We start from the raw sequence: 3,252 nt of genomic DNA on the forward strand, positions 1-3,252 counted from the left end.
GGGGCGGCGCTCGGCGGCCTGATCGGCAACCGAATCGGCGCCGCCATGGACGACGAGGATCGCCGCCGCGCCTACGAGGCCCAGATGGCGGCCCTGGAGACCGGCCGCTCCGGCGCCCCGGTGAGCTGGCGCAATCCCGATTCGGGCCGCTACGGCACCATCGTTCCGGGCCCGGCCTACGACCAGGGCGGCCACAACTGCCGCCAATTCACCCACACGATTTATATCGACGGGACTCCGCAGACCGCCCGCGGCACCGCCTGCCGAAATCCCGACGGATCGTGGACTCCGGTCGGCTGATACCGGCACGCGACCGCGGCTCGGGTAAACGCCGAAACGACAAGGTTTGCATCGGATTTAACGCGTTCTTCAGACGACGCTTCTATATCCGGACGAAGGATATTCCGTCTGTAGGGTGCGTGAATGGCGGGCGAGGAGCTGTCCTCCGAGAAGCTGCGTGCGTATCTCCGGGGCTTGTCTCCGGAGGCACGGGCCATGCTCATGGCCGAGGTCGAGCGTGGCATCCAGAACGGCCACGATCACCTCCCGGCGCCCGACCTGCTGCTCAATCACCTGCGCGAGGTCCTGCGCGAGCGGGAGGACGATCCGGTCCCGGACCGGACCGGCAACCCGGCCCGCATGTTCTTCCTGCCCATCGAGCCCTTCCTGGTCGAGGACGAGCCGGAGGTCGGCCACGAGGGCCGGCTCTCGCGCGCCTGCCTGGGGCCGCTGTGGGAGTGGATCACGGGCGAGATCGCGCCCGACGAGGCCCGCGCCTTCGTGGCCGATGTCGGCCGGAATCTCGCCGCCAAGGATCCGGCCAAGGCCGAGCAGGCCGCCCGTGCCCTGCAGGACGCCGTCGTCCGCCGGCTCGGCGAGACCATCGAGGCCGCCGGCAAGGACGACAAGGCGCGTCGCCGCATCGCCTTCCGGATCGGCACGCCGCGCGCCCAGGCCGACGTCGTCGAGTTCTACTCCATCCTCAAGAACCGCGACGCCATCGCGGCGCTGGCGGGGCGCCTGCCCAGCAAGATCCGCTCCTTCGCGGGCGACCAGCTCGACCAGATCGTGTCGGTGCTCGACCACGCCCAGGCGCGCGACAAGGCGCTGTTCCGCTATGGCCTGGTGATGGCCATGAACCGCATGCCGGCGCCCTGGCAGCTCGTGCGGGTGGCGATCCGGGCCGTGCAGTCCGACAAGGCGGACCGCATCGCCGAGAGCGCCTACGGCCTCGCCGTCACCATCGTGCTGGCCGAGACCGAGCGCACCGTGCGCGACCTCGTTCGCGACTTCCGTCGCGGCCAGATGGTTCGCGCCGCCGACCACCTCAAGGACGTGCACGAGGCGGTCCGTGGCCTGCGCAGCGAGATCAACATGGTCTCCGGCTCCGGGCCGGCCCGCCAGCTCGCCGCCGTGCGGGCCGGGGTCGCCGACGCCTTCAAGTCCGATCTGGAGAGCATTCCGGGCCGGGTCCGCCGCATCATCCGCATCGTGCCCGGCAAGCATCTTGCGCGCGGCGCCACGGTGGATGCCGCGGAGGTCGCCGAGATCGAGGGGCTGCTGGGCTTCCTCTCGGCCTGCAAGAACTTCGCGAGCGAGCTCGCCCTCAACGAGATCACGCTCCGGGTGCTGTCCGACCTGCAGAGCCAGCTCGACAACGGCTCGCGCTCGATCCTCGACGTGCTGCGCGCCTGCGAGCCCGGCGAATTGTCCTACCGCAAGGCCCAGATGGACGCGGCGACGCGCTTCTGTGCCAAGATCCTCGGCGACGAGTACGCCGTGCTGCTCGCCCGGGCCGCCGACGTCGCCGTCAACAGCGAGCGCAAGGCCAAGACCGCCAAGGCCTGATCTGTCCCGCCGCGCTCGCCGTCTCTCTCCCGCGTTCCCGCCCATCGGTCGGCTCCGGTGTCATGCCACCGTGACAGCGCCGACCCGTGGCCGCCTTGCGCCGCCGGTCCACGGACCCGCCCGTCCAGCCACAATTTCCTCTCCGATCGGCCCTATCCAGCGACCGGCACCGTCACGAGCCTTTGACATTTCCCAAGGTTGCGACCGGGGACGTCATGGTCAATGACGAGGCTGTTGGCTAGGGTCTCGCCATGATGTTGTCCTTCCTGCTCGCGTTGATGACGGCGGTGGCGCTCGGCGCGGCGCTGTGGCCGTTGCTTCGCCGCTCCGGACCCGGGCGTAGCGGCGACGACGTCGCCGTCTATCGCGACCAGCTCGACGAGATCGAGCGCGACCTCTCGACCGGTGCGATCGGTCCGGCCGAGGCCGAGGCGGCCCGCGTCGAGGTGTCGCGCCGGCTGATCGCGGCGGCCGAGCACGCCGCGGCCCCGGTCGAGACGCCGCTGTCCAAGAGCCCGGTCGTCCGCAAGGCCGCGGCTCTCGTCCTGGTGGCGCTGCCGCTCGCCGGGCTCGGCTATTACCTGGCGACGGGGTCGCCGGAATTACCCGCCCAGCCGCTCGCCGAGCGGCTCGCCCGCATGCAGGCCGGGCAAGCGCCCGACACCGACCAGAACGCCGCCATGTCCGCCATGGTGCCGCGGGTCGAGGCGCATCTGCGCAGCAATCCGGAGGACGGTCGCGGCTGGGCCGTGCTGGCGCCCGCCTACATGCGGCTGGAGCGCTTCGACGACGCCGTGAAGGCCTACCGCAACGTCATCCGGCTTCAGGGCGAGACCGGCGACCGGGTCGCCGATCTCGGCGAGGCGCTCACCGGTCAGGCCGGCGGCGTCGTCACGCCGGCCGCCAGGGCGCAGTTCGAGCGCGCCCTCGAGCTCGACCGCGCCCATGTCTCGGCGACCTATTATCTCGGCCTCGCGGCCCGCCAGGCCGGCAAGACCGACGAGGCCCGGGCGATCTGGCAGGACCTGCTCTCGCGGGCGCCGCCCGACGCGCCCTGGGCCGGCTTCGTGAAGACGGCGCTGGCCGGGCTCGACGGGACCGCGCCGGGCGCGGTGGCGGCCGACGTGCCGCAGGCGCTGACCGACGACCAGAAGGCGATGGTCCGCGGCATGGTCGACCAGCTCGCCGCCCGCCTGCAGAAGGACGGCTCCGACGTCGACGGCTGGCTGCGGCTGATCCGCTCCCATATGGTGATGCGCGAGCCCGACAAGGCCCGGGCGGCGCTCGCCGACGCGCGCCGCGCGCTGGCCGATACGCCCGACAAGCTGGTGCGCCTGGAGGCCGAGGCGAAGCCGTTCCGGCTCGATGCCGGTGCTTCGGCCGGCACGCCGGGGCCGGCCGTGG

At 71.8% G+C, this 3,252-nt stretch carries 3 protein-coding genes; all 3 read left to right on the top strand.

Features of this window, described 5'->3' with window-relative positions:
- Nucleotides 1-300, top strand: a 300-nt coding sequence (locus CH341_RS29880; RefSeq protein WP_245431318.1) for an RT0821/Lpp0805 family surface protein, incomplete at its 5' end; no start/stop codon positions are given.
- A gap of 195 nt (nt 301-495) precedes the next feature.
- Nucleotides 496-1,848, top strand: a complete 1,353-nt coding sequence (locus tag CH341_RS29885) for a hypothetical protein (RefSeq protein WP_146604681.1) — start codon at nt 496-498, stop codon at nt 1,846-1,848.
- 251 nt (nt 1,849-2,099) lie between these two features.
- Nucleotides 2,100-3,252: c-type cytochrome biogenesis protein CcmI (ccmI, locus tag CH341_RS29890; RefSeq protein ID WP_111423065.1), on the top strand; the 1,153-nt coding region annotated here is incomplete at its 3' end.

The organism is Rhodoplanes roseus, from assembly GCF_003258865.1.
In the GTDB taxonomy this organism is placed as follows: Bacteria; Pseudomonadota; Alphaproteobacteria; order Rhizobiales; family Xanthobacteraceae; genus Rhodoplanes; species Rhodoplanes roseus.

Bases quoted from the DNA above. Each gene is read 5' to 3' on its own strand.
- CH341_RS29885 (WP_146604681.1), top strand. From the start codon at position 496: ATGCTCATGGCCGAGGTCGAGCGTGGCATCCAGAACGGCCACGATCAC.